The sequence below is a fragment of the Rhodovarius crocodyli genome (genome assembly GCF_004005855.1).
GTDB lineage: Bacteria > Pseudomonadota > Alphaproteobacteria > Acetobacterales > Acetobacteraceae > Rhodovarius > Rhodovarius crocodyli.
In genome coordinates this window covers 58,308-79,691 of the sequence record NZ_SACL01000004.1, presented here as the reverse complement: position 1 = coordinate 79,691, position 21,384 = coordinate 58,308, and the positions used below count along the sequence as shown (strand labels likewise).

The 21,384-nt window shown below is 68.4% G+C and carries 23 protein-coding genes; 12 read left to right on the top strand and 11 right to left on the bottom strand.

The window, feature by feature from the left end; genetic code table 11:
• Nucleotides 1–53 precede the first annotated feature (53 nt).
• The gene (locus EOD42_RS26170) at nucleotides 54–482 is read right to left on the bottom strand and encodes a hypothetical protein (RefSeq protein WP_206020341.1); all 429 of its coding nucleotides are present in this window, start codon (nucleotides 480–482) and stop codon (nucleotides 54–56) included.
• Between the two features lie 104 nt (nucleotides 483–586).
• On the opposite strand from EOD42_RS26170, the gene EOD42_RS12430 reads away from it, so the two are divergent.
• Nucleotides 587–1,315 carry an arginyltransferase gene (locus tag EOD42_RS12430; protein ID WP_127787871.1) on the top strand — a complete coding sequence of 243 codons (729 nt, stop codon included), beginning with the start codon at nucleotides 587–589 and terminating at the stop codon, nucleotides 1,313–1,315.
• Between the two features lie 150 nt (nucleotides 1,316–1,465).
• Here EOD42_RS12430 and EOD42_RS12425 read toward each other — a convergent pair whose 3' ends face one another.
• On the bottom strand, nucleotides 1,466–2,983 hold the full coding sequence (locus tag EOD42_RS12425) for a cryptochrome/photolyase family protein (RefSeq protein ID WP_127787870.1): 1,518 nt from the start codon (nucleotides 2,981–2,983) through the stop codon (nucleotides 1,466–1,468).
• Nucleotides 2,983–3,600: a DUF6134 family protein gene (locus tag EOD42_RS12420; protein ID WP_127787869.1), complete on the bottom strand. Its 618-nt coding sequence runs from the start codon at nucleotides 3,598–3,600 to the stop codon at nucleotides 2,983–2,985. The genes EOD42_RS12425 and EOD42_RS12420 overlap by 1 nt, the downstream gene beginning before the upstream one ends.
• 150 nt (nucleotides 3,601–3,750) lie before the next feature.
• On the opposite strand from EOD42_RS12420, the gene EOD42_RS12415 reads away from it, so the two are divergent.
• The 5 genes from EOD42_RS12415 (at nucleotide 3,751) to EOD42_RS12395 (ending at nucleotide 8,665) form a co-directional block, all read left to right on the top strand.
• Nucleotides 3,751–4,305, top strand: coding sequence for a SixA phosphatase family protein (locus EOD42_RS12415; protein WP_127787868.1), 555 nt, complete (start codon nucleotides 3,751–3,753; stop codon nucleotides 4,303–4,305).
• Nucleotides 4,306–4,309: 4 nt separating this feature from the next.
• The gene (locus EOD42_RS12410) at nucleotides 4,310–5,509 is read left to right on the top strand and encodes a CHAD domain-containing protein (protein WP_164867910.1); all 1,200 of its coding nucleotides are present in this window, start codon (nucleotides 4,310–4,312) and stop codon (nucleotides 5,507–5,509) included.
• 115 nt (nucleotides 5,510–5,624) lie between these two features.
• Nucleotides 5,625–6,149, top strand: coding sequence for a thermonuclease family protein (locus EOD42_RS12405; protein WP_127787866.1), 525 nt, complete (start codon nucleotides 5,625–5,627; stop codon nucleotides 6,147–6,149).
• A gap of 135 nt (nucleotides 6,150–6,284) precedes the next feature.
• Entirely contained in the window at nucleotides 6,285–7,592 is a 1,308-nt protein-coding gene (gene gltA, locus EOD42_RS12400) for a citrate synthase (RefSeq protein ID WP_127787865.1), read from the top strand.
• A gap of 371 nt (nucleotides 7,593–7,963) precedes the next feature.
• Nucleotides 7,964–8,665 carry a hypothetical protein gene (locus EOD42_RS12395; protein ID WP_206020340.1) on the top strand — a complete coding sequence of 234 codons (702 nt, stop codon included), beginning with the start codon at nucleotides 7,964–7,966 and terminating at the stop codon, nucleotides 8,663–8,665.
• Nucleotides 8,666–8,684: 19 nt separating this feature from the next.
• On the opposite strand, the gene EOD42_RS12390 is transcribed toward EOD42_RS12395, so the two are convergent.
• Entirely contained in the window at nucleotides 8,685–9,386 is a 702-nt protein-coding gene (locus EOD42_RS12390; protein WP_206020339.1) for a GntR family transcriptional regulator, read from the bottom strand.
• 66 nt (nucleotides 9,387–9,452) lie between these two features.
• On the opposite strand from EOD42_RS12390, the gene EOD42_RS12385 reads away from it, so the two are divergent.
• The 4 genes from EOD42_RS12385 to EOD42_RS12370 all read left to right on the top strand — a co-directional run bounded on the left by EOD42_RS12385 (nucleotide 9,453) and on the right by EOD42_RS12370 (nucleotide 13,667).
• The gene (locus EOD42_RS12385) at nucleotides 9,453–10,409 is read left to right on the top strand and encodes a Bug family tripartite tricarboxylate transporter substrate binding protein (protein ID WP_127787864.1); all 957 of its coding nucleotides are present in this window, start codon (nucleotides 9,453–9,455) and stop codon (nucleotides 10,407–10,409) included.
• A 4-nt stretch (nucleotides 10,410–10,413) separates the two neighbouring features.
• Entirely contained in the window at nucleotides 10,414–12,144 is a 1,731-nt protein-coding gene (gene araD / locus EOD42_RS12380; protein ID WP_127787863.1) for an L-arabinonate dehydratase, read from the top strand.
• 8 nt (nucleotides 12,145–12,152) lie between these two features.
• Complete coding sequence (locus EOD42_RS12375; RefSeq protein ID WP_127787862.1) at nucleotides 12,153–12,866, top strand: ribonuclease activity regulator RraA; 714 nt, start codon at nucleotides 12,153–12,155, stop codon at nucleotides 12,864–12,866.
• Between the two features lie 69 nt (nucleotides 12,867–12,935).
• Nucleotides 12,936–13,667: a hypothetical protein gene (locus EOD42_RS12370; protein WP_127787861.1), complete on the top strand. Its 732-nt coding sequence runs from the start codon at nucleotides 12,936–12,938 to the stop codon at nucleotides 13,665–13,667.
• Nucleotides 13,668–13,674: 7 nt separating this feature from the next.
• Here EOD42_RS12370 and EOD42_RS12365 read toward each other — a convergent pair whose 3' ends face one another.
• The 4 genes from EOD42_RS12365 to ubiA form a co-directional block, all read right to left on the bottom strand.
• Nucleotides 13,675–14,241 carry a HupE/UreJ family protein gene (locus tag EOD42_RS12365; protein ID WP_240655145.1) on the bottom strand — a complete coding sequence of 189 codons (567 nt, stop codon included), beginning with the start codon at nucleotides 14,239–14,241 and terminating at the stop codon, nucleotides 13,675–13,677.
• Nucleotides 14,242–14,310: 69 nt separating this feature from the next.
• Entirely contained in the window at nucleotides 14,311–16,635 is a 2,325-nt protein-coding gene (locus tag EOD42_RS12360; RefSeq protein WP_127787860.1) for a M10 family metallopeptidase C-terminal domain-containing protein, read from the bottom strand.
• 70 nt (nucleotides 16,636–16,705) lie between these two features.
• Nucleotides 16,706–17,365: a class I SAM-dependent methyltransferase gene (locus EOD42_RS12355; RefSeq protein ID WP_127787859.1), complete on the bottom strand. Its 660-nt coding sequence runs from the start codon at nucleotides 17,363–17,365 to the stop codon at nucleotides 16,706–16,708.
• A complete protein-coding gene (gene ubiA / locus EOD42_RS12350) occupies nucleotides 17,362–18,258 on the bottom strand; it encodes a 4-hydroxybenzoate octaprenyltransferase (RefSeq protein ID WP_127787858.1) in 897 nt (298 codons plus the stop codon). The genes EOD42_RS12355 and ubiA overlap by 4 nt, the downstream gene beginning before the upstream one ends.
• Between ubiA and EOD42_RS12345 the strand changes: the two genes are divergently transcribed.
• On the top strand, nucleotides 18,253–19,002 hold the full coding sequence (locus tag EOD42_RS12345) for a 16S rRNA (uracil(1498)-N(3))-methyltransferase (protein ID WP_240655144.1): 750 nt from the start codon (nucleotides 18,253–18,255) through the stop codon (nucleotides 19,000–19,002). The genes ubiA and EOD42_RS12345 overlap by 6 nt on opposite strands.
• 52 nt (nucleotides 19,003–19,054) lie before the next feature.
• Nucleotides 19,055–20,398, top strand: a complete 1,344-nt coding sequence (locus tag EOD42_RS12340) for a glutamate--cysteine ligase (protein WP_127787856.1) — start codon at nucleotides 19,055–19,057, stop codon at nucleotides 20,396–20,398.
• A gap of 87 nt (nucleotides 20,399–20,485) precedes the next feature.
• On the opposite strand, the gene EOD42_RS12335 is transcribed toward EOD42_RS12340, so the two are convergent.
• The 3 genes from EOD42_RS12335 to EOD42_RS12325 are packed head-to-tail and all read right to left on the bottom strand — an operon-like array spanning nucleotide 20,486 to nucleotide 21,382.
• Nucleotides 20,486–20,791, bottom strand: a complete 306-nt coding sequence (locus EOD42_RS12335; RefSeq protein ID WP_127787855.1) for a 2Fe-2S iron-sulfur cluster-binding protein — start codon at nucleotides 20,789–20,791, stop codon at nucleotides 20,486–20,488.
• The gene (locus EOD42_RS12330; RefSeq protein ID WP_127787854.1) at nucleotides 20,791–21,084 is read right to left on the bottom strand and encodes a ferredoxin; all 294 of its coding nucleotides are present in this window, start codon (nucleotides 21,082–21,084) and stop codon (nucleotides 20,791–20,793) included. The genes EOD42_RS12335 and EOD42_RS12330 overlap by 1 nt, the downstream gene beginning before the upstream one ends.
• Before the next feature lie 7 nt (nucleotides 21,085–21,091).
• On the bottom strand, nucleotides 21,092–21,382 hold the full coding sequence (locus EOD42_RS12325) for a 2Fe-2S iron-sulfur cluster-binding protein (protein WP_127787853.1): 291 nt from the start codon (nucleotides 21,380–21,382) through the stop codon (nucleotides 21,092–21,094).
• Nucleotides 21,383–21,384 lie beyond the last annotated feature (2 nt).

The window sequence follows — 21,384 nt, the reverse complement described above, 5'->3', positions numbered from 1 at the left end:
GGCGCGGCGCCTCGGAAAAGGCACCGCGCCGCCAGAATGTCCGGGCTTGCGCCTCAGCGGCCGGCCTTGCGCAGGCTCATGGAGTAGGTGCAGCCCATGCGGCGGTATTCACCGCTGAAGCCCTGGGTCGTGAAACGGCCCTCGGCGCTCATGGTGCCGTCGGCGAAGGTGGCCATGCCGTCGCTGGTGATGGTCGCCTCGGTGGGCGCGGTCTGGCCGATGCGCAGCGCGGCGCGGCCGCCATTGACCGTCATCACGGCGGGCAGGCGCATCGGGCGGCAGGCGGCGTCCTGGTTCGGCATGCGGCGCACATGGCCGCGCCAGCGGCCATCCAGCCCGACCGGGGCCGCGTTGATCGGCGCGGGCGCGGGGGCCGGCGGCGCCGCGATCGGGGCGGGCGGCGCGGGGCGCGGCGGGGGCTCGGGCGCGCAGGCCACGGCGAGGACAGGCAGGGCCAGGATGGCGGGAAGGGCGAAGCGCATGGATCGTCTCCGTTTCGACTTCCCACCAACGCCCGCATTGTCCGACGGTTTCTCTTGCCGCTTGATTTTCCTGTGCCCTGCCGCGATGTTCGCACTCGCAACCCATGACGCTCCATCGCACCCGCCGGCCCCAGTTCTTCTACACGACCGCGCCGCTGCCCTGCCCCTACCTGCCGGGCCGGACGGAACGGAAGATCGTGACCGAGCTTTCGGGCCCGGGCGCCGAGACTTTGCACGACCGCCTTTCGCGCGCCGGCTTCCGCCGCAGCCACAACATCGCCTACTCGCCGGTGTGCCCGGGCTGCCAGGCCTGCATCCCGATCCGCCTGGTGGTCGCGGAGTTCGAGGCCAGCCGCACCCAGCGCAAGCTGATGCGCCGCTTCGAGGGGGTGGCCGCCCACCGCATGGCCGCCCGCGCCACCGCCGAGCAGTTCGCCCTGTTCCAGCGTTACCAGCAGGCGCGCCACGCGGACGGCGACATGGCCGCCATGGGCTTCTACGACTATCGCGCCATGGTGGAGGACACGCCGATCTCCACGGGCCTCGTCGAGTTCCGCGACCAGACCGACCAGTTGCTGGGCGCCTGCCTGACGGACTGGCTCAGCGACGGGCTATCGGCCGTCTATTCCTTCTACGGGCCGGAGCAGGCCGGGCTCGGCACCTATGCCATCCTGTGGCTGATCGAGGAGGCGCGGCGGATCGGCCTGCCCTATGTCTACCTGGGCTACTGGGTGCCGGGGTCGCGCAAGATGGCCTACAAGGCGGGCTTCCAGCCGGCCGAGATATTGCAGGGCGGCGGCTGGCGGCGGATGCAGCCCGGCGAGGACGACTAGGGCCTGCGGACAGATATGCGGTTGGCGCGGGATTTTTCGCGCTGGCATGGAAGAAGCCGCAGCCAATGCCGGGGCATTGGCACGGGTTCTGACGCCGCCGGTGTGGAAAAGCACCGCCAAGCGCGCCCGCAAGCCGGCTGTCCACAGGCCCTAGAGCCCCGCCAGAAATCGCGTCGCTTCCCGGCGCATCGCGGCCAGTTTTTCCGGCGCCATCCTGCGCATGGTCGCCAGCGGCATGGCCATGCGCGGGTTGCCCTCGAACGCGGCTGCATGGCGCGCCACGAAATCCCAGTACAGGTAGTTGAACGGGCAGGCCCCCTGCCCGGTCTGCGCCTTCACGTCATGCTCGCAGCCGGCGCAATAGTCGCTCATGCGGTTGATGTAGGCGCCACTGGCGGCATAGGGCTTGCTGGCCATCAGCCCGCCATCGGCCCAGATCGCCATGCCGTGGGTGTTGGGCAGTTCCACCCATTCGAAGGCATCGGCGTAGACCGCCATGTACCATTCATTGATGGCAGCGGGCGCGATCCCGGCCAGCAGCGCGAAATTGCCGGTGACCATCAGCCGCTGGATATGGTGGGCATAGGCCAGGTCGCGCGTCTGCCCCACCACCTGGCGGATGCAGTTCATGCTGGTCTCGCCGCCCCAGTAGAACCAAGGCAGCGGGCGCTCTGCCTGCAGCGCGTTCAGTTCCCGGTATTCCGGCATCTTCAGCCAGTAGAGGCCGCGCACATACTCCCGCCAGCCGAGGATCTGGCGGATGAAGCCCTCCACGGCGTTCAGCGGCGCGCGGCCGCGCTTCCAGGCAGCCTCCGCGGCCTCGCACACCGGGCCGGGCAGCAGCAGCCCCAGGTTCAGGCTGGTCGAAAGCAGCGCGTGAAACAGGGTGGGCTCACCCTCGGCCATCGCATCCTGCGCGTCTCCGAAATGCGGCAGGCGGTCGGTGATGAAATGGTCCAGCGCCTTCTGTGCGTCGCGGGCGGTGACGGGCCAGTTGAAGCCCTCCAGTGAGCCGAAATTGCCGCCATACCGCTCCGCGACCAGCGCCATCACCTCACGCGTGATGGCGTCCGGCGCGAAGCGCGGGGCGGCCGGGGGCTTCAGATCGGCGGCGAGGGGCTTGCGGTTCTCGGCATCGAAGTTCCAGCGGCCGCCGGCAGGCTCCTCGCCCTCCATCAGATAGCCGCTGCGCCGGCGCATCTCCCGGTAGAAGAACTCCATCCGCAACTGCCGCCGCCCCTCGGCCCAGTGACGGAACCAGGGCCGCGGGCACAGGAAACGGGTATCGGCGCGGATCTCGACCGGCAGGCCCAGCGCCTTCTCCCAACCCTTCATCGCCTGCAGCAGCCGCCATTCGCCGGGCTCGGTCGCGATCACGGCCGCGGGCCGCAGCTCGGCCACGGCGCGCGCGACCTCACCGGCCAGGCTGCCCGAGTTGGACGGGTCATCCAGACGGATGTAGCGGACCCGGACATGCCGCGCCTCCAGCGCCCGGGCGAAATGGCGCATGGCCGACAGCACCAGCGCGATCTTCTGCGGGTGATGCGGCACATAGGCGCATTCTTCCGCGACCTCGGCCATCAGCACCACATCCTGCGCGCGGTCCATGTCCTCCAGCGCGGGAATGGTCCGGCTCAGCTGGTCACCGAGGACGAGGCGCAGGCGCATCAGCCAGGCGCGTAGAGGACGGTGCTGCCGTCATCCCCCTTCACGCTGTAGCCCACCCAGCGGCCCGAGGCGTCATAGTCCAGCACCGCCTCCACCTCGCCGGCCGTGGTCCAGCGGGTGATGCCGCCCGGCCGGCTTTCCTGGCGCAGCGTGATGTCCATCAGCTTGCCCGTGGTGCTGCCGAACAGCGGCACCCGGTTGTAGCGCTGGGGTTCCCACCACGAGAGAGGCGCGGCATCGGCCGGCAGGCGCAGCGTGCCCTCGGGGCCCTGCAGCGTCACGTGGTCGCCGCGATTCTCGCCGCGCACATCGGTGATGCGGCCGTTGCGGTTCTGCCGGCTCTCGACCGACACGAAGCGCCCGGCGCGCGTGACCTCGGTGTAGCGATGCTCGAATCGATAGACCACCACGCCCAGCACGCGCGGGATGACCGTGACATCGGAATAGGCCACCAGATCCTCTCCCCGGCGGGAGAAGGTGACGTTGTGGCTGCCGATCTCGGTGCCGTTGCGCATCACCTTCCAGCGGTAATCGGCCGGCTGCGCGGCCTGGGCCCGGGCAGCGGCGGGCAGGGCCAGGGCGAGGCCGGGCAGCAGGCGTCGGGTCAGTTTCATCATCGGCTCCGGCAGTGGCCGGCCCCTTTCCGTTCAATGCACTGGCGTCGCGGAGACGGCACCAATCTTCCCCCAAAAGTCATATGCCGGGCATGTTGGGAACTGCCTGCGCCATGGCAAGCGCCCACGGGCCGTGCCATGATGGAAGCAGACATGCGCCAACTTCTTCTGCTCCGCCATGCCAAGTCGTCATGGGACGACCCCGCCCTGCCCGACCATGCCCGGCCGCTGAACGCGCGCGGGCGCAGGGCGGCGCAGGCGATGGCGGCGGAGATGCAGCGGCTGGGCCTGACACCCGATGTGGTGCTCGTCAGCTCCGCCAGGCGCACGTTGCAGACCATGGAGGCACTTCGCCCCTTTGAGGGCAGCCCCATGGTGACCGTGCTGGACGGGCTCTACCTCGCCCCCTGGCGCGGCATGCTGGAAACCCTGAACGAAGTGCCGGATACCGTGCGCTCCGTGCTGATGATCGGGCACAACCCCGGCCTGCATGAGCTCGCGCTGGAACTTCTTCCCCCGGACCACCCCGAAACCCAGGCGCTGAAGCGCCTGCGCGATGCCTACCCCACGGGCGGGCTCGCGGAATTCGGTATCGCGGCCCCCTGGCACCAGCTGGCACCCGCGGGTGCCCGGCTGGTCCGCTATGTGGTGCCGCGCGACCTGCCGGAGGCCACGGCGATGGCCAATGGCGGGGAACACGAAGGCTAGATCCATGGAAATCTCCCTGCCGCCCGGTTATCTGGCGCGGCTGCGACGTCACCCGGCGCTGACGGGCTTCACGCCCGCGCGCCCCGCCTGGCACCCGCTGGAGCTTGTCAGCTTCAACGGACGCAGCGCGCAGGTCTCACGCGGCGGGCTGCAGCTGACCTATCTGGAAGGCCGGGTTCCCGCCGAGGGCCGCGCGGTTCCGCTGCTGCGGGTGCGGCTGGAGGGAGAGGGCGCGACCGAGCTGGGCGCACGCCTGGCCGAGACCATCCCCGCCCTGCCCGCCTTCTGGAGCCTGGAGCAGGAAGCCGATGTGCTGGCGGGCTTCGCCCTGCCGGACGCGCCCTCGATCGCCGAGGAAACCTCGCTGCCCCATGCGCTGGCGGCGGCGCTGCGCGGGGGGCTGTCGCTGCTGCTGCACCATGCCCCCAGCTGCCGCCCCGATGCCCCGGCCCATGGCGTGCACCAGACCCGCGTCGCCACCCGGCGCATGCGCAGCATCATCCGCCTGATGCGCGGCGGCCTGCCCGACCCCGGCCTGCCGGAACGCTTCGAGCAGGGGCTGAAGGAGTTGGCCGCGGCCCTCGGCCCCGCACGGGATTGGGACGTGTTCACGGGCGGCATCGGCGCGCAGCTGGCCGAGGCCATGCCGGGCGAGAAGCGCCTGCGCCCCCTGCTGCGCCGGGCCGAGACGACGCGGCGCGAGGCCTATGCCGCGCTGATGCCGCATCTGGCCGGGCCCGGCTTCCGGGCGCTGATCTGGCAGGGCGTCGCGCTGATCGACGCGCTGGAGGCCCTGCCGCGCGCCGATGACCTGCATGCCTTCGCCATCGAGGTGCTGACGCGCCGGCACAAGCGCCTGCGCCGCGCCGGCAAGGACATCGAGGCCCTGCCGCCCGACGAGTTGCACGCCCTGCGCCTGCTGGCCAAGCGCCTGCGCTATGCGGCGGAGCTGCTGGCACCGCTGTGGTCCGGCCAGGCGGCGAAACGCTATATCCGCCGGCTGTCGCGCCTGCAGGATGCGCTGGGCCTGGCCAATGATGCCTCCGTGGCGGCCGGGCTGGTACGCAGCCTGGGCGCGCGCGGCTGGGCGGGCGGCGCCGCCGAGGGCTTCGCCCTGGCGCGTGGCGCCGGCAGCCGCGACCTGGCGCTGGAGACCTGGGCCCGCTGGCGGAAGACGAAACGGTTCTGGCCGGAGCCTGGCTGACTTTCTTGTGATTGAATCTGAGCTTTCTCACCTAAACGGCTGATAGCTCACGCATCCGAAATATGTTGAAACAAGCGGGTTGCCAGGCGAGCCAGGGCTGGGTTACCCCCTGCCTATGCGTCGTCGCCGCATCTTCAAGCCCGCCAAAACCCCGCGCCGTATGGGCGGGGCTTTTGCGCTTCTCGCCACCGCAGCCACCCTCGCGGTGCTGACTGCGGCCCTGCGCCCGAGCGACCTTTTCGGCTCGGCCCCACGCACCCAGGATTGGCGCGCCCTGCCCGCCGAAGTCGCCGTCGTGGACGGCGAAACCCTGCGCCTGGGCGACCGGGTACTGCGTCTCTACGGGGTGAACACACCGCCGCGCGGCACGCCCTGCGGGCGCGTTTCCGATTGCGGCGCGGCAGCCACCGCCGAGCTGGCACGGCTGACGCGCGACCGTGCTCTCGAATGCCGCATCCATGGGCGCGACAACTTCGGACGCGGCCTGGGCGTGTGCCGGGCCGAGGGCGTGGAACTCAATGCGTCGCTGGTCGCGGCCGGCTGGGGCAGCGCGGACACCTCGGCGGTGCCGGCGCTGGGCCAGCTGGAGGCATCGGCCCGCCAGGCCCATCGGGGCATGTGGGCCGAACCGCCCCGCTGACGATATTGCCCACCCGAAGGCGGAAAGATGGCCTTTTCTGGGGGGTGATGGACAAGGTCGCGCCAAGGTCTAAGGTGCGTCGCAACATGGTGTCGTGCCGGACTCCCGGCACGAAGGGAAATAGGACCAGGCTGCATGAGCATGAAGAAAACCGGGAGCTTGACCGTCACGCTGGACGGTTCGAACAAGACGGCAAGCCTGCCGCTGTACGAGGGCTCCGCCGGCACGCCGGTCGCCGACATCCGCAAGATCTACAACGACATCGGCGTCTTCACCTTTGACCCCGGCTATGGCGAGACCGCCAGCTGCGAGAGCCAGATCACCTACATCGACGGCGATGCGGGCGTTCTGCAGTATCGCGGCTATCCGATCGAGCAGCTGGCCGAGAACAGCGACTTCGTCGAGGTCTGCTACCTGCTGATGTACGGTGAGCTGCCGACGACCGAGCAGCTGGCCAAGTTCCGTGACGGCGTGACGCGCCACACGATGGTGCACGAGCAGATCCGCAACTTCTTCAACGGCTTCCGCCGTGACGCCCACCCGATGGCGATCATGTGCGGCGTCGTGGGCGCGCTGGCCGCCTTCTATCACGACAACCTGGACATCAACGACGCGAAGCAGCGCGAGATCGCGGCCTTCCGCCTGGTGGCCAAGGTGCCGACGATCGCGGCGATGGCCTACAAGTACTCGCAGGGCCAGCCCTTCGTGTACCCGCGCAACGACCTGTCCTACGCGGCCAACTTCCTGCACATGCTGAACTCGGTCCCGGCCGAGGAATACAAGGTGAGCCCGACGCTTGAGAAGGCGATGGACCTCATCCTGATCCTGCATGCGGATCACGAGCAGAACGCCTCCACCTCCACCGTCCGCCTGGTGGGTTCCACCGGCGCGAACCCCTTCGCCTGCGTGGCGGCGGGCATCGCGGCGCTGTGGGGCCCCAGCCATGGCGGCGCCAATGAGGCGGTGCTGAAGATGCTGGCGGAGATCGGCGACAAGTCGAACATTCCGCAGTTCATCTCCGAGGTGAAGGACAAGAACTCCCACACCAAGCTGATGGGCTTCGGCCATCGCGTGTACAAGAACTTCGACCCGCGCGCGAAGATCATGAAGGAGACCTGCCACAAGGTGCTGGCGGAGCTCGGCGTGACCAACGAGCCGCTGCTCGAACTGGCGATGGAGCTGGAGAAGATCGCGCTGGAGGACGAATACTTCGTCTCGCGCAAGCTGTACCCGAACGTGGACTTCTATTCGGGCATCATCCAGAAGGCGATGGGCATCCCGACCAGCATGTTCACCGTGATCTTCGCGGTGGCGCGCACCATCGGCTGGATCAGCCAGTGGAAGGAACTGATCGAGGACCCCGCGCAGCGCATCGGCCGCCCCCGCCAGATCTACACCGGCGCGGTGGATCTGCAGTACAAGGACATCGCCTCTCGCGGCTGAACGTGAGGCCAAAGGTGACATCAACGGCGCGGCCTGACGGTCGCGCCGTTTTTTGTGTCCGCAGAACCAGAACAAACAAGGGGCAATCCTTAATTTTCGCTTGAAGTTTCTCCTTAAGGTTGCATTCCCAGGAATCTAAAAGTAGGGCTTTTTGGTGTACTATCTGAAAGAATGCAACTTTTAAGGGTGTTTCTTAACAAACCGTGCAAGCCTTCACTTCCCAGCGAGGCATCAACATGATGATCTCGCGCATAGGTTGTATGACAGGCCCCCGTAGTCGTATGCGCGATCTTGCACCCCCCTCGAACGCCCCATCTATGGATGCGCGGGTCCGGCACTCGCTTTCGGCCTGGCCGCAGCGCCCGCCCGGCATGCCGCGCACCATCAAGCAGCCGGGCACCTGGCTGCGTGCCCGGCCGGACAACTGGACCGAAGGCATGCAGCCCTTTCTGAAGCTTCCCGGCAGCCGTCATCTGCGCACGCTGCCCGACGGCTTGTGGCTGCACTTCTCCACCGATCCGGACGATCCCTATGCGGACATCCTGTGCGTGGAGGCGTGCTCCTCACTCTCCAACCTGCTGGACAAGCGCAGCCGTTTCGCCCCCTCGATCGGCAGCATGCAGGTGTATTGCCCGCTGCCCTGGCTGCTGGCGCCGGCGCTGCCGGAGACACACCTCCCTCGCTGGCGGCTGATCGGCATGTTCCAGGCCGAGCCTACGGCGGCGGTCGTGCTGACGGTACGCGACGTGCGGGTTCTCTACGGGCTGCGGGACGAGCACTACCAGGGCTTCTGCGAAAGCCAGATGCCCGCGGCGCATGAGTTCTTCTGCCCGATGGAGGCGCTGATGGATGAGGACGGCCATCAGAACCCGGCCATGCAGGCGCTCGTCGCGCGGACCAGCGCAGCAGCCAATTTCATGCAGTTACCAGATCCTGCTGAAGTCAGATCTGAACATTCCCGCCCCCAGCCGCCGAGCCCTGCCAGCACCATCAGGCGCAAGCGCCGCACGACATCCGAGCCGCCCTCCATGCGCTTCATCGACAGCATGTATCAGGAAAAACTTAAAGCGTAATCTGAGATTATATCTTCAATCAGCTGAAATAATTGGGAAATTCTACTCTGAGACGGGGCGCTTCCGCCAGGCTGCCGGACAGATGGGCGCGCATGGCGGCTTCGGCCGCCAGGCTCTCCCCCTCGGCCAGCGCATCGATCACCGCGGCATGCTGGGCCAGGATAGCCTGAGGCTTTCCAGGCTGCGGAAGATGCAGCCCCCGCAGCCGGTCCAGATGGCCGGAGCGGCTGACCACCAGGGCGCGCAGCCCACCGACGCCGGCCGCCTCGTGCAGGCAGGCGTGGAAGGCCGCGTCCCCGATACTGAAACCCGCCATATCGCCCGCGGCCAGCTGTTCACGCATGTGCGCGTGATCGGCGCGCAGGCGGCCGACCAGATCGGCATCTCCTGCCTCCGCCAGCCGCCGCACCACCTCGCATTCCACCGCCAGGCGCAGAAAGGCGACCTCCCGGCACTGGTGCAGGTCGATGCGGGCCACGCGCGTGGCCGATTGCGGAACGACCTCGACAAGACCCTCCTCGCCCAGCCGGATCAGCGCCTCGCGCACCGGGGTCTGGCTCACGCCCAGCGATGCGGCCAGTTCCTGCCGCGACAGACGCGCGCCCGGCGGCAGCTCCAGCGAAACGATCGCCCGGCGCAGCGCCACATAGGCCGCCTCGGAGGCAGAGGGGCGCGATGGGATCGGGGCTAGGCTGGTGCCGTCCATGGAAAGGGCTCGCATCCGGGTTGAGGAACTGATATATTAGATTCCAGGAGCCAAAATCAAACGTCCAGGAATACCCATACCATGCGCATCGCCCGCCGCGGCCTGTTTGCCGCCAGCCTGGCCGCACCGGCCACCCTGCACGCGCAGGGCTGGCCCAGCCAGCCCATCCGCGTGATCGTCCCCTTCGCCGCCGGCACCACCGATACCGTCGGCCGGCTCGTGACCGCGGAGATGGCGAAATCGATCCCGGCCACGCTGGTGGCCGAGAATCGCCCCGGCGCCGGCGGCGCGCTGGGTTCCGAGGCCTGCGCGCGCTCCGCGCCGGACGGCAACACCATCTGCATGGGCACCATCTCCAGCCATGCGATCAACCCGGCCATCATGGCGCGCATTCCCTATGACGTGGCGCGCGATTTCGCGCCCATCACCCAGCTGGCCGCCCAGCCCAATGCGCTGGCCGTCAGCAACAACTTCCCCGCGCGCGACATCCCGACCCTCATCGCGCGGCTGCGCGAAAGGCCCGACGAATCCTACGGCACCTCGGGCGTCGGCACCTCCATTCATCTGGCAGGCGCGCTGTTCGCGCAGATGACCGGCACCAGCCTGACCCATGTGCCCTATCGCGGCAGCGCCGGCGTCGCGACCGCGCTGATGTCGGGCGAGCTGCCCATGGCCTTCGACAACCTCTCCTCCGTCCTGCCCCTGGCGCGCGAGGGCAAGCTGCGGGTCCTGGCCGTGACCTCCACCACCCGTGCCGAGGCCGCCCCCGAGATCCCTGCCCTGGCCGAGACGCTTCCGGGCTTCGAGAGCGTTTCCTGGCACGGGCTGTTCGCGCCCGCCGCCGTGCCGGCCCCCATCATCGCGCGCCTGCACCAGGCGGCGGTGGCCGCCCTGGCCACGCCCAATGTGCGGGAGCGCTTCGCGGCCCTCGGCATCACGCCCGTCGGCAGCAGCCCCGCCGAGTTCCGCGCCTTCATCGCCGCCGAGACCACCCGCTGGGGTGGGGTTGCGCGGGCGGCCAACATCCGTCTGGATTGAGTTCATGAGGAAAAGTCCCGAGGAGCTTCGCTCCGCCCGCTGGTTCGGACCTGCCGATCTGCGCAGCTTCGGCCACCGCTCCCGTGCCATGCAGATGGGCCTCGCGCCCGAGGAATGGCGCGGCAAGCCGATCATCGGCATCGTCAACACCTGGTCGGACATCAACCCGTGCCACACCCATCTGCGCGCCCGCGCGGAGGACGTGAAGCGCGGCATCCTGATGGCGGGCGGATTGCCGATCGAGCTGCCGGCGATCTCGGTTTCCGAGAGCTTCCAGAAGCCGACCACCATGATGTACCGCAACTTCCTGGCGATGGAGACGGAGGAGCTGCTGCGCTCCCACCCCATCGACGGCGCGGTGCTGCTGGGCGGCTGCGACAAGTCCACCCCGGGCCTGACCATGGGCGCGATCAGCATGGACATCCCCTGCATCTTCGTGCCCGCGGGCCCGATGCTGCGCGGCCACTTCCAGGGCAAGACGCTGGGCTCGGGCTCGGACAGCTGGAAATACTGGGATGAGCTGCGCGCCGGCACCATCACCGAGGAAGACTGGGCGGGTGTGGAGGCCGGCATCGCCCGCAGCCACGGCACCTGCATGACCATGGGCACGGCCAGCACCATGACGGCCATCGCGGAATCCGTGGGCCTCACGCTGCCGGGCGGCAGTTCCATCCCGGCCGCCGATTCCGGCCATATCCGCCTGTGCTCGGAATCCGGCCGCCGCATCGTCGAGATGGTGTGGGAGGATTTGAAGCCGTCGAAGATCCTGACCAAACAGTCCTTCGAGAACGCCATCGCGGTCGCCATGGCCATGGGCTGCTCGACCAACGCGATCATCCACCTGATCGCCATGGGCCGCCGCGCCGGGCTCGATGTCAGCCTGGATGATTTCGAGAACTACTCCCGCCGCGTGCCGGTCATCGGCAATGTGCGCCCCACCGGCAGCCAGTACCTGATGGAGGATTTCTTCTACGCCGGCGGCATCCGTGCCCTGATGGGCAATATCCGGGAGCACCTGCACCTGGATTGCATCACCGTCACCGGCAAGACGGTGGCCGAGAACATCGAGGGTGCGCGCGTCTACAATGACGACGTGATCCGCACCCAGGACCGCGCGATCTACCGCGAGGGGTCGCTCGCGGTGCTGAAGGGCAATCTTTCCCCCGACGGCTGCGTGATCAAGCCGGGCGCGATGGACCAGAAGTTCCTGAAGCACAGCGGCCCGGCGCTGGTGTTCGACGACTATCCCAGCATGAAGAAGGCGGTGGAGGACGAGAACCTCGACATCACGCCCGACCATGTGCTGGTGCTGCGCAACGCGGGCCCCCAGGGCGGCCCCGGCATGCCGGAATGGGGCATGCTGCCCATGCCCAAGAAGCTGCTGAAGATGGGCATCCGCGATATGCTGCGCCTGTCCGATGCCCGGATGTCCGGCACTTCCTACGGCGCCTGCGTGCTGCATGTCTCGCCCGAGAGCTATGTGGGCGGGCCGCTCGCGCTGCTGCGCACGGGCGATATCGTGACCATCGACGTGGATGCGCGCCGCATCGACATGGAGGTGAGCGACGAGGAACTCGCCGCCCGCCGCGCGGCCTGGGTGCCGCCGCCGAAGCGCTTCGAGCGCGGCTATGGCTGGATGTTCAGCCAGCATATCCAGCAGGCGCATATCGGCGCCGATTTTGACTTCCTGCGCACCGATTTCGGCGCGCCGGTCTCCGAACCCGTCATCTATTGAGGGCTGCGATGAACCCCGATACCCGCGCCAAGCTGAAGCGCGTCTCAACCGCCACGCTCGCCACCGCGCTGTTCAAGCGCGGCCTGCGCAACCAGATGATCCAGGCCGTGCAGCCGCTGCGCACCTTCGGGGGCGAGAGCATGGTGGGCCCCGCCTTCACCCTGCGCTACATCCCCGCGCGTGAGGATCTGAACACGCTGGACGCATTCCGCGACCCCGCCCACCCCCAGCGCCTGGGGGTGGAGACCTGCCCCGCCGGCCATGTGATGGTGATGGACAGCCGCAAGGATGCACGCGCGGCCAGTGCCGGCGGCATCCTCGTCACCCGGCTGATGGCGCGCGGCGTGGAGGGGGTCGTCACCGATGGCGGCTTCCGCGACAGCGCCGAGATCGCGACGCTCGACATCTGGGCCTTCCACACCCGCCCCTCCGCGCCCACCAACCTGACGCTGAACCATGCCATCGCGCTGAATGAGCCCATCGCCTGCGGCGATGCCCCGGTGTTCCCGGGCGACATCATCGTGGGTGACGCGGATGGCTGCATCGTGCTGCCGGCCCATCTGGCGGATGAGCTGGCGGAGGAAGCGACCCAGATGACCGCCTATGAGGATTTCGCGACCGAGCGCGTCCGGGCGGGCCATTCCATCCGCGGCCTTTATCCGGCGACAGACCCGGCCAATCTGGAGCTGTTCACGGAGTGGCGCCAGGCTAACGGCCGCTGAACGGCGGATTGCCTACTATCAATATACCTCCCCTGGCATGGACCAGGGGAGTTCGGGCATCATTTGCCCATGAATCGTCGCCTGCTTCTGGCTGGCCTCCCTGCCATCATCGTCTCCCGACAGGGTCACGGCACGACCGGCCAATACACCACCTTTCGCAACCTGCGCCTGTGGCCGGGTGATGCGCAGGGCGTGAGCTGCCGCGCCCAGATCATGGTGGAACCGTCCGGCGGCATGTGCATGCGCATCCGCGTCCGTGATGTCGGCCAGATCGTCCTGCCCTCCTGGTACGGCAATGCCCGTGTGGTCGGCCGGCTGACGGCACGCGACCGGGAAGTGCTGCTCGTGAGCTTCGAGGGCAATCACGGCACCGGCGTTTCCCAGCGACTGGGCGCGCTGATCGGTATGGACAACACCCGGCAGCTGCGCGTGCTCGGCATCGAGACGCTGGAAGCCGAGGACAACCAGGTCTCCACCGCCAACCGCAGCACGCTGGGCGCGGTCACCGGCCAGCCGGGCGGCTTCGCGGTCAGCGTGGTGGTCCGCACGGATATCGAGCATCACGGCCGTCGCCAGCCCAGCCGCGTGGCGCGCTGGCGCACGGAGCTGCCCTGGGACGGCCAGGGCGTCATTCCCGCGCCCCCGCCGCCGCCGGGCGCGCAGGAGGAACATGCGCGCGTGGACCGGACGCGCGCGGCGGTCGCCGACTGGCTGGCCGAAGCGCCGCGAACAGACCTGCGGGAAGCCCCCTTCGAGGAGTGGGGGCTGTGGAATGTCGGGCTGATCGAGCAGCCCGCCTAGTCGGGGCCTAGCCCAGCAGCAGCACGACCCCAGCGAGGGCCGCCGCCCCACCCGCGACGCGCAGGGCGGCGGGCCGCAGGCGGCCGGCCAGCACGCCCAGGCCATGCAGCAGCGCGGTGGCCGCCAGGAAGCCCGCCGCATAGGCCAGGCCACCGGCATTCTCCGGGATCTCGGCGCCATGGGCATGGCCGTGGAACAGGGCGAACAGGCCGGCAAGCCCCATCGCGACCGCAAGCGGCGCGCGCAGGCCGAAGGCCACGGCCGCCCCCAGCACGATCACCGACAGCGCGATCCCGGCCTCGACGAAGGGCAAGGCCACGCCCGCGGCACCCATCACGCCGCCCAGCGCCATCACCAGCAGGAAGCTCGCGGGCACGAGCCACAGCGCGCGGCCCGAAAGCTGGGCCGCCATCACGCCTACCAGCACCATGGCCAGCACATGATCCAGGCCGAGAAGCGGATGGGCCAGCCCGTGCACCAGGCCATCGGCACCGTGGCCCGGATGGGCCAGCGCCATGCCCGGCAGCATCGCCGCCATCACCACCGCCGCCCGCATGATGCCGATCATGGTCATTCCCCGCTCTGGATTCCGTGCGCAGCATGGCACGGCCTTTCGGGCGCAGGAACAGCGTCGGCGGCGCGCTTACCCGAACAGGAAGTCGGAAACGCCCAGATTTGCGCCAAAAACCAGCACGACATCGCTGCCATGGTTGACCTGGGTGTTCCCGTTCGCGTGGGTCAGCGACAGATCCGCCCAGCCGATGCCGCTGCCGCGGAAATCGAGCTTCGCGCCGGCGGCCTGGTCGAAGCCCGCCACCTGGTCCGTGCCCCAGCCGGCTGCCGCGTAAACGACGCGGTCCGCGCCGCCGTAGCAGTAGATGGTGTCGTCGCCCGTGCCGCCCGTCAGCACATCGCCATAGGCACTGCCGTACAGGGTGTCATTGCCGGCCCCGCCGTCCAGCCGGCTGGCGACGGCATCGCCCACCAGCACATTGTCCAGCGCATTGCCGGTCAGCCGATTGGCGGCGCCTGACAGGTTGCCGCGCTCCACATTGGCCGCCAGGGTGAAGGCGGTGTTGGCGGCCAATCCGACCCAGACCGTGTCATAGCCCTCACCGGCGTTCTCGATGATCGTCACCCCGGCATCGAGCACCACGTAATGGTCGTTGCCGGCGCCGCCGACCATGGTGTCGGCACCGCCCTGGCCACGCATGATGTCGTCACCCGCGCCGCCCTCCAGCCGGTCCGCCTGGGCGCTGCCCCACAGCACGTCGTCGCCCCCGCCGCCCTTCAGCGTGCTGCCCAGCAGCGGGTTGGCCACGATCTGCTCGGCATCATTGCTGCCGGTCACGCGGGTCGCATTGCCGGCCAGGCGGATGATCTCGACCCCCATGGAGCCGGAGATGCCGAGCAGACGCGCAAGGCTGAGCCCCGTCGCGGTGGTCCAGTCATTGACCGTGACCCAGGCGGTGTCGATGCCCTCGCCCGCCTTCTCGACGATGGTCGTGTCCAGCGTGTCGACCACGAACTGGTCATTGCCGGTGCCGCCCGTGAAGGTGCCCCCGCCGCCCTGGCCCCGGATGATGTCGTCGCCCGCGCCGCCATCCATGGTGTTGCCGAGGGCGCTGCCCCACAGCACATCCGCGCCGTCACCGCCCGTGAGGGTGGAGGAGGTCGACGCATTGGCCACGATCTGCACGCCGGTATTGCCGCCGTGAACGGACGAGCCCGCGCCGGAAAGGCGGATGATCTCGATGTTGTCGCCCAGCGTCACGAGGCCGGAGGCGGTGACCCAGACGGTATCGGTGCCGCCACCCGCGGCCTCGGTCACGGTGTCGCCCACGTTATCGACCACATACTGGTCGTCGCCGCGCCCGCCGGCCATGGAATCCCGACCCGCGCCGCCGTTCAGCATATTCGCCGCGTCATTGCCGATCAGCACATCGTCGCCCGCGCCGCCCAGCGCGTTCTCGATGACGGCCCCGAAGGCGATGGCCAGGTTGTCCCGCCCGTCATAGGTGGGCGTCGGCACGGCCGTTGCCCAGGACGGGATCTCAAGCCGCAGCTGCTCCGTGGTGACGCGGATGCCGATGGAGCTGAACGCCCCGGGCGTCAGGTCGATGATGGAGGCCAGGTCCTGGTTGGAGGCATCGATCGTGTCGTTGCCGCCGCCGTCCCAGATGGTGCCCAGCATGCGCGGATGTGCGGCCCAGCTGTAGGTGGTGTTGCCCGCCTGCCAGCTCATGTTGGCGCCGTACAGGTACTGCATCGCCGCGATGTCATAGAGCATCGGCGTGCTGGCCTGGACGTCGTAGCTCGTCCAGGAATAGGTGCCGTTGCCGTTGTCCACCACATCCACCGTCTGGCGGTTGGGGGCATCCTCATAGGCCATGACGGAATAGGTGGTGGTGTCCGTCGCATCGGGCAGCGTCACCGGCCCGTCGAAGGGGTGCTTCAGGCCCAGGGCGTGGCCGATCTCATGCAGCACAACCTCATAGCCGATGCTGCCCGGCGTCATCACCGCGTTCTGGGCCAGGTTCGCGATGTAGACATCGCCAGCCACCGCCAGCGGGGTCGTGCTCAGGATCGTGCCGTTGCCGTCATATGAGTAGGTGAAGCCGGGATAATAGGCGTAGCCCGCGCTGCCGCCCTGGTCATCGCGCGCGAAGCGGATCGTGGCCTGGCTGGAATCGACCTCGGTGAAGGTGATGTTGGCGACGCCTGCCCAACTGGCCAGGGCGAGGCGCGCGCCGGCTTTCTGGGCATCGGTGAAGGCGTGGAAGCCGGTGTGGTTGGCGGCATCGGGCGCGCCTTCGGGCTGGAACCCGAAGGTCAGGCTGACGGCCGTGCCGATGCCCGCAGGGTTCTTGAGGTTGCTGCCAATGGCGGAGGTGAAATTCCAGCGGGCTGCGGGATCCAGGGTAATCGCCAGGAGTGCCTGCAGGTCTTGGGGGCTCGGGCTCGTCATGGCGCCCGTCTAGCCGAGGACCATCCCTACAACCATAGAAACATCGCAATATTGAGACAATATCCAACAATCAATCCGGATTCAGATTGGCTATGACAACCTCTCGCAACTCTCGGTCTTCTAACTCACGGGAAGTTTCAACCTTAATGCGAAAAATCGGGTCCAATCCACTACGGGGAAGGTAGCTGCGACCGGGGTCGGCGATGAGCACAACCGCCCCATGCCCGGCCATCCGCCGTAGCCACGGCAAAATGTGTCCGGTCATTGGCGCCTCGTAACAGACATCGCCCGCCATGATCACATCCCAGCGGCAGGCGCTGCCGACCACATCCTCGGCCAGCGCCGTCACCTCCACGCCATTGGCGCGCGCGTTCAGCGCGGTGGCGGCCGTGGCCAGCGGGTCGATCTCGCTGGCCTCGACGTGGGCGGCACCGGCCATGGCGGCGGCGATCGCCCCGATGCCGCAGCCGGAGGCGAAATCCAGCACCCGCTTGCCCGCGACCAGCGAGGGATCGTCCAGCAGCATGCGCGCCAGCGCCAGCCCGCCCGGCCAGGCGAAGGCCCAGAAGGGCGGCTCTATGTTGTTCTCGGCAAGCCAGGCCTCCGTGGCCTGCCAGATGGGCGTGATCTCGCTGGCCAGTTGCAGCGTGATCTCGGGCACCAGCGTGTCACGGCCGGGGGCCGTGTTGGCGAGGATGAACTCCTCCGCGTTCAGGGCGGGTGCGCTCACAGCCGCCCGATCAGAACGGCCAGCGTGATCAGCAGCCCCACATCACGGTTGAGCTTGAACAGCGCCAGGCACAGGGCCGGGTTGTCGATGTCCACCCGCACCACCTGCCAGCCCAGCAGCAGCGCCGCCGGGATCAGCGCGGGCGCATAGAGCCAGGACAGACCGCCCGCCCAGCCAGCCAGGCACAGCAGCAGCATGACCATGGAGTAGCAGACGATGAGGAACGGCCGCGTCGTATGCTCGAACCGCCGCGCGGTGGAGCGGATGCCCACCTGGGCATCGTCCTCGCGGTCCTGATGGGCATAGATCGTGTCGTAGCCCAGGATCCAGAAGAAGGCCGCCGCATGCAGCAGGAAGGGCGCCCAGCCATAGGTGCCGGCAGCCGCCGCATAGCCCAGCGTGGCGCCCCAGCCGAAGGTCACGCCCAGCACCGCCTGGGGGTAGTCCGTCACGCGCTTGGCCAGCGGATACACCACCACGGGGCCCAGCGACGCCACGCCCAGCCAGATGGACAGCCAGTTGAGCTGCGTGAGGATGGCAAGCCCGATCAGCCCCAGCACCGCCAGGAACACCAGCGCCTGCATGACCGAGACCTCGCCCGAGGCCAGCGGGCGGCCGCGCGTGCGCTCCACCTGGCGATCCAGCTCGCGGTCCCACAGATCGTTCACCACGCAGCCCGCGCCGCGCATGATGGTGGCACCCACCGCGAACAGGAAGCCCAGCCACAGCGCCTGCCCCAGCGAATGCGCGGCGAGCGCGATGCCCCACCAGCCCGGCAGCAGCAGCAGCCACACGCCGATCGGCCGGTCCAGCCGCATGAGATTGGCATAGGGTCTGGCCGGCGCGGGCAGCCGCGCCATCAGGTCCCAGCGGATATCGGTCCAGCCTTGCATGAGGACGATGAATCCGTGATGGGTGGCCGCGTGTCCATACCCCGCCTTCATACCGACGCCGCCCTGGCCCCCGGCGCCGAGATCGCCCTGACCCCCGCCCAGGCGCATCACCTGGGCGTGCTGCGCCGTGGCCCGGGGGATGCGCTGCATGCCTTCAACAGCCGCGACGGCGAATGGGCCGCCGAGCTGACGGCGCTGCGCAAGGACAAGGGCGCCTTCCGCCTGGGTGAGCGCCTGCGTGCCCCCGCCGCGGAGCCCGGCCCCACCCTGATCGTGGCCGCCCTGAAGCGCGAACCCATGGACTGGCTGGTGGAGAAGGCGACGGAGCTCGGCGTCTCGCGCATCCAGCCCGTGATCACGCGCCGCACGGTGGCCAGCCACGCGAACACCGAGCGCCTGAGCGCCATCGCGCGCGCCGCCGCCGAGCAGTGCGAGCGGCTGTCCGTGCCGGTGGTGAACGACACCCTGCCCCTGCATGCCGTGGTCGACGCCTGGCGGGGCGGGCGCATCCTGGTCGCGGCCGAACGGCGCGAATCCGATTCCATCGCCAGGCTCGCCTCTGGCTGTGAAGCCCTGCTCATAGGCCCTGAAGGTGGCTTCATGGCAGCGGAACTTGACGACCTTGCGCGGCGCCCCATTGTATCGCTGTGTCGCCTCGGTCCCCGCATTCTTCGGGCCGAGACGGCAGCGGTAGCGGGGCTGGCGGCGCTTCAGGCGCTGGCCGGGGACTGGGCCGGCCAGTAGGTCAAATCAGTAGTTCAAGTCAGTCGTTCAACGTCGTTGCGGGAAGCCAGTCATGTCCAACCCCGGTGAAGCCGATCCGAGGCCGATAGAGGGTGCGCGCCAGCTCGCCGAATGGTTCGCCGCCGGCGAGAAGCCGAAAAGCGCCTGGACCATCGGCACGGAGCACGAGAAGTTCGGCTTCCGCCGCGCGGACCTCACGCCCCCCGCCTACGCGCCCCAGGGTATCGAGGCGATCCTGCACGGGCTGATGGGCCTGGGCTGGGCGCCCATCGAGGACCAGGGCAAGGTCATCGGCCTGAAGCGCGACGGCGCCTCCGTCAGCCTGGAGCCCGGCGGGCAGCTGGAACTCTCGGGCGGGATGATGCCCGACCTCCATGCCGCCTGGGACGAGCTGCGCGACCACCTGCGGGAAGTGCACCAGGTCTCGGGCCCGCTCGACATCGGCTTCTCGCCGCTCGGTTTCCATCCGCTGGTGACGCGCGAGCAGATGCCGTGGATGCCCAAGTCGCGCTACGCCATCATGCGCCGCTACATGCCGCTGAAGGGCAAGCTCGGCCTGGACATGATGCTGCGCACCTGCACGGTGCAGGTGAACCTCGATTTCGGCACCGAGGCCGACATGGCCGAGAAGCTTCGGCTGTCGCTCGCCTTGCAGCCCGTCGCCACCGCCCTGTTCGCCAATTCCCCCTTCGTCGAGGGCAAGCCCACCGGCCTCGTCTCCAACCGGGCCAATGTCTGGACCGACACCGACCCCGACCGCACCGGCATCCCGGCCTGCGTGTTTGAGCCGAGCTTCGGCTTCGAGCGCTTCGTGCAGTATGTGCTGGATGTGCCGATGTATTTCGTCGCGCGCGAAGGCAGGCTGATCGACGTGGCGGGCCAGAGCTTCCGCGACTTCATGGCCGGCAGGCTGCCGGGCCTGCCCGGCGAGGTCGCGACCATGGGCGACTGGGCCGACCATGTGACGACCGTGTTCAGCGATGTGCGCCTCAAGCGCTTCCTGGAGATGCGCGGTTCCGACGCGGGCTCGCCCGCCATGCTGCAGGCCCAGCCCGCGCTGTGGGTCGGCCTGATCTATGACGACGCGGCCCAGAAGGCCGCAGCCGCCCTGACGCGCGACTGGACGCTGGAGGAAGTGCGCCAGCTGCGGCTGGATGCGCCGAAGACCGGATTGCAGGCCCGCATCAAGGGCCGCAGCGTGCGGGAAGTGGCGGCCGATGTGCTGGCCATCGCGCGGGACGGGCTGAAGGCGCGCGGCCTGGGCGAGGATGTCTATCTGGCGCCGCTGGATGAGATCGTGGCCAGCGGCAAGACCCAGGCCGACCGGATGCTGGATCTGTATCACGGGGCCTGGAAGGGCGATGCCGGGAAGGCGCTGACGGCGACAGAGATTTGAGGGTTCTTCTTTTTCTGTAGAAAAAGAAGCAAAAGGACTTTTGCGAGTTGGGGGCGCCCCAAATGGCAAAGTGCGCCCCTGACTAAGTCACTTCCTCACCCAGCTCACCGTCACATCCCCATTCACAAAGGTCTGGCACGCCATCCGGTATCCGGCGTCCAGGTCCTCCTGCGTCAGGTGCTTCAGCTCCTTGGGCTTTACCTTATCGGCGTGTTCCAGCCCGGCATCGATGTGGCAGCGGCAGGTGCCGCACAGCCCACCCCCGCATTTGAAGGGAATGCCCCCCTTCTCCCGCAGCGACACGCGCAGCAGGTTGGCGCCCTTGTCGGCCTGGACCGCCTTGTTGTCGTTGGTCGCGAAGGTGACGGTGATCCGCTCGACGGCTGCCTCCATCAGGCGGCCACGGCCTTCAGCTCGACCGGCATGTTGCCATAGGTCGTAAGCGTGCGGAGCTCCTTGCGGGCATCCTCGATCGTGTCGAAGCTTTCCAGGAACTTGGTGGGCACGGAGTTCACCGGCCCGCTTTCGTCCACGATGCGCACGCGGCTCGCGGCAGACAGCTCCGCGATGACGAAATGCGCGCGGATGTTCCCGCAGAACACATAGTCCCAGGCCTCGACGGGCGTCAGGCCCGGGCCGGGCTCCGTGTGGAACTGGCCGGGCTTGCTGGTCAGGATCACGAACATGGCGCGCTCATTCCTGCTCGATGGTCAGGTCATGCGTCAGCCAGAGCTGGCACATCAGCCGGTACCCCTCGTCGAGCTTGGCGCCCAGGCGCTCACGCTCCTTCCAGTTGGGTTCGGGCAGGTGCTCGGCGCCGGCGATGACGCGGGACGTGCATTTGGTGCATTTGCCCATGCCGCACCCGTATTTCAGGTGCGGGAAAGGGAACTTCTTGATGCCGGCACGCACGACGAGGTTCGCATTGTCGGGAACCTCGCCGCTGTGCTGCTCACCGGCACGGACGACCGTGATCTGCGGCAAGC

Coding starts and splice junctions, on each gene's coding strand:
- EOD42_RS12370 (WP_127787861.1), top strand. CDS start 12,936: ATGAATCGTCGCCTGCTTCTGGCTGGCCTCCCTGCCATCATCGTCTCC.
- EOD42_RS26170 (WP_206020341.1), bottom strand. CDS start 482: ATGCGCTTCGCCCTTCCCGCCATCCTGGCCCTGCCTGTCCTCGCCGTG.
- EOD42_RS12420 (WP_127787869.1), bottom strand. CDS start 3,600: ATGATGAAACTGACCCGACGCCTGCTGCCCGGCCTCGCCCTGGCCCTG.
- EOD42_RS12375 (WP_127787862.1), top strand. CDS start 12,153: ATGAACCCCGATACCCGCGCCAAGCTGAAGCGCGTCTCAACCGCCACG.
- EOD42_RS12405 (WP_127787866.1), top strand. CDS start 5,625: ATGCGTCGTCGCCGCATCTTCAAGCCCGCCAAAACCCCGCGCCGTATG.
- EOD42_RS12360 (WP_127787860.1), bottom strand. CDS start 16,635: ATGACGAGCCCGAGCCCCCAAGACCTGCAGGCACTCCTGGCGATTACC.
- EOD42_RS12430 (WP_127787871.1), top strand. CDS start 587: ATGACGCTCCATCGCACCCGCCGGCCCCAGTTCTTCTACACGACCGCG.
- EOD42_RS12410 (WP_164867910.1), top strand. CDS start 4,310: ATGGAAATCTCCCTGCCGCCCGGTTATCTGGCGCGGCTGCGACGTCAC.
- EOD42_RS12425 (WP_127787870.1), bottom strand. CDS start 2,983: ATGCGCCTGCGCCTCGTCCTCGGTGACCAGCTGAGCCGGACCATTCCC.
- EOD42_RS12365 (WP_240655145.1), bottom strand. CDS start 14,241: ATGACCATGATCGGCATCATGCGGGCGGCGGTGGTGATGGCGGCGATG.
- EOD42_RS12385 (WP_127787864.1), top strand. CDS start 9,453: ATGCGCATCGCCCGCCGCGGCCTGTTTGCCGCCAGCCTGGCCGCACCG.
- EOD42_RS12335 (WP_127787855.1), bottom strand. CDS start 20,791: ATGGAGGCAGCCGTCGAGCGGATCACCGTCACCTTCGCGACCAACGAC.
- gltA (WP_127787865.1), top strand. CDS start 6,285: ATGAGCATGAAGAAAACCGGGAGCTTGACCGTCACGCTGGACGGTTCG.
- EOD42_RS12340 (WP_127787856.1), top strand. CDS start 19,055: ATGTCCAACCCCGGTGAAGCCGATCCGAGGCCGATAGAGGGTGCGCGC.
- araD (WP_127787863.1), top strand. CDS start 10,414: ATGAGGAAAAGTCCCGAGGAGCTTCGCTCCGCCCGCTGGTTCGGACCT.
- EOD42_RS12415 (WP_127787868.1), top strand. CDS start 3,751: ATGCGCCAACTTCTTCTGCTCCGCCATGCCAAGTCGTCATGGGACGAC.
- EOD42_RS12330 (WP_127787854.1), bottom strand. CDS start 21,084: ATGTTCGTGATCCTGACCAGCAAGCCCGGCCAGTTCCACACGGAGCCC.
- EOD42_RS12390 (WP_206020339.1), bottom strand. CDS start 9,386: ATGCGAGCCCTTTCCATGGACGGCACCAGCCTAGCCCCGATCCCATCG.
- EOD42_RS12395 (WP_206020340.1), top strand. CDS start 7,964: ATGCCGCGCACCATCAAGCAGCCGGGCACCTGGCTGCGTGCCCGGCCG.
- ubiA (WP_127787858.1), bottom strand. CDS start 18,258: ATGCAAGGCTGGACCGATATCCGCTGGGACCTGATGGCGCGGCTGCCC.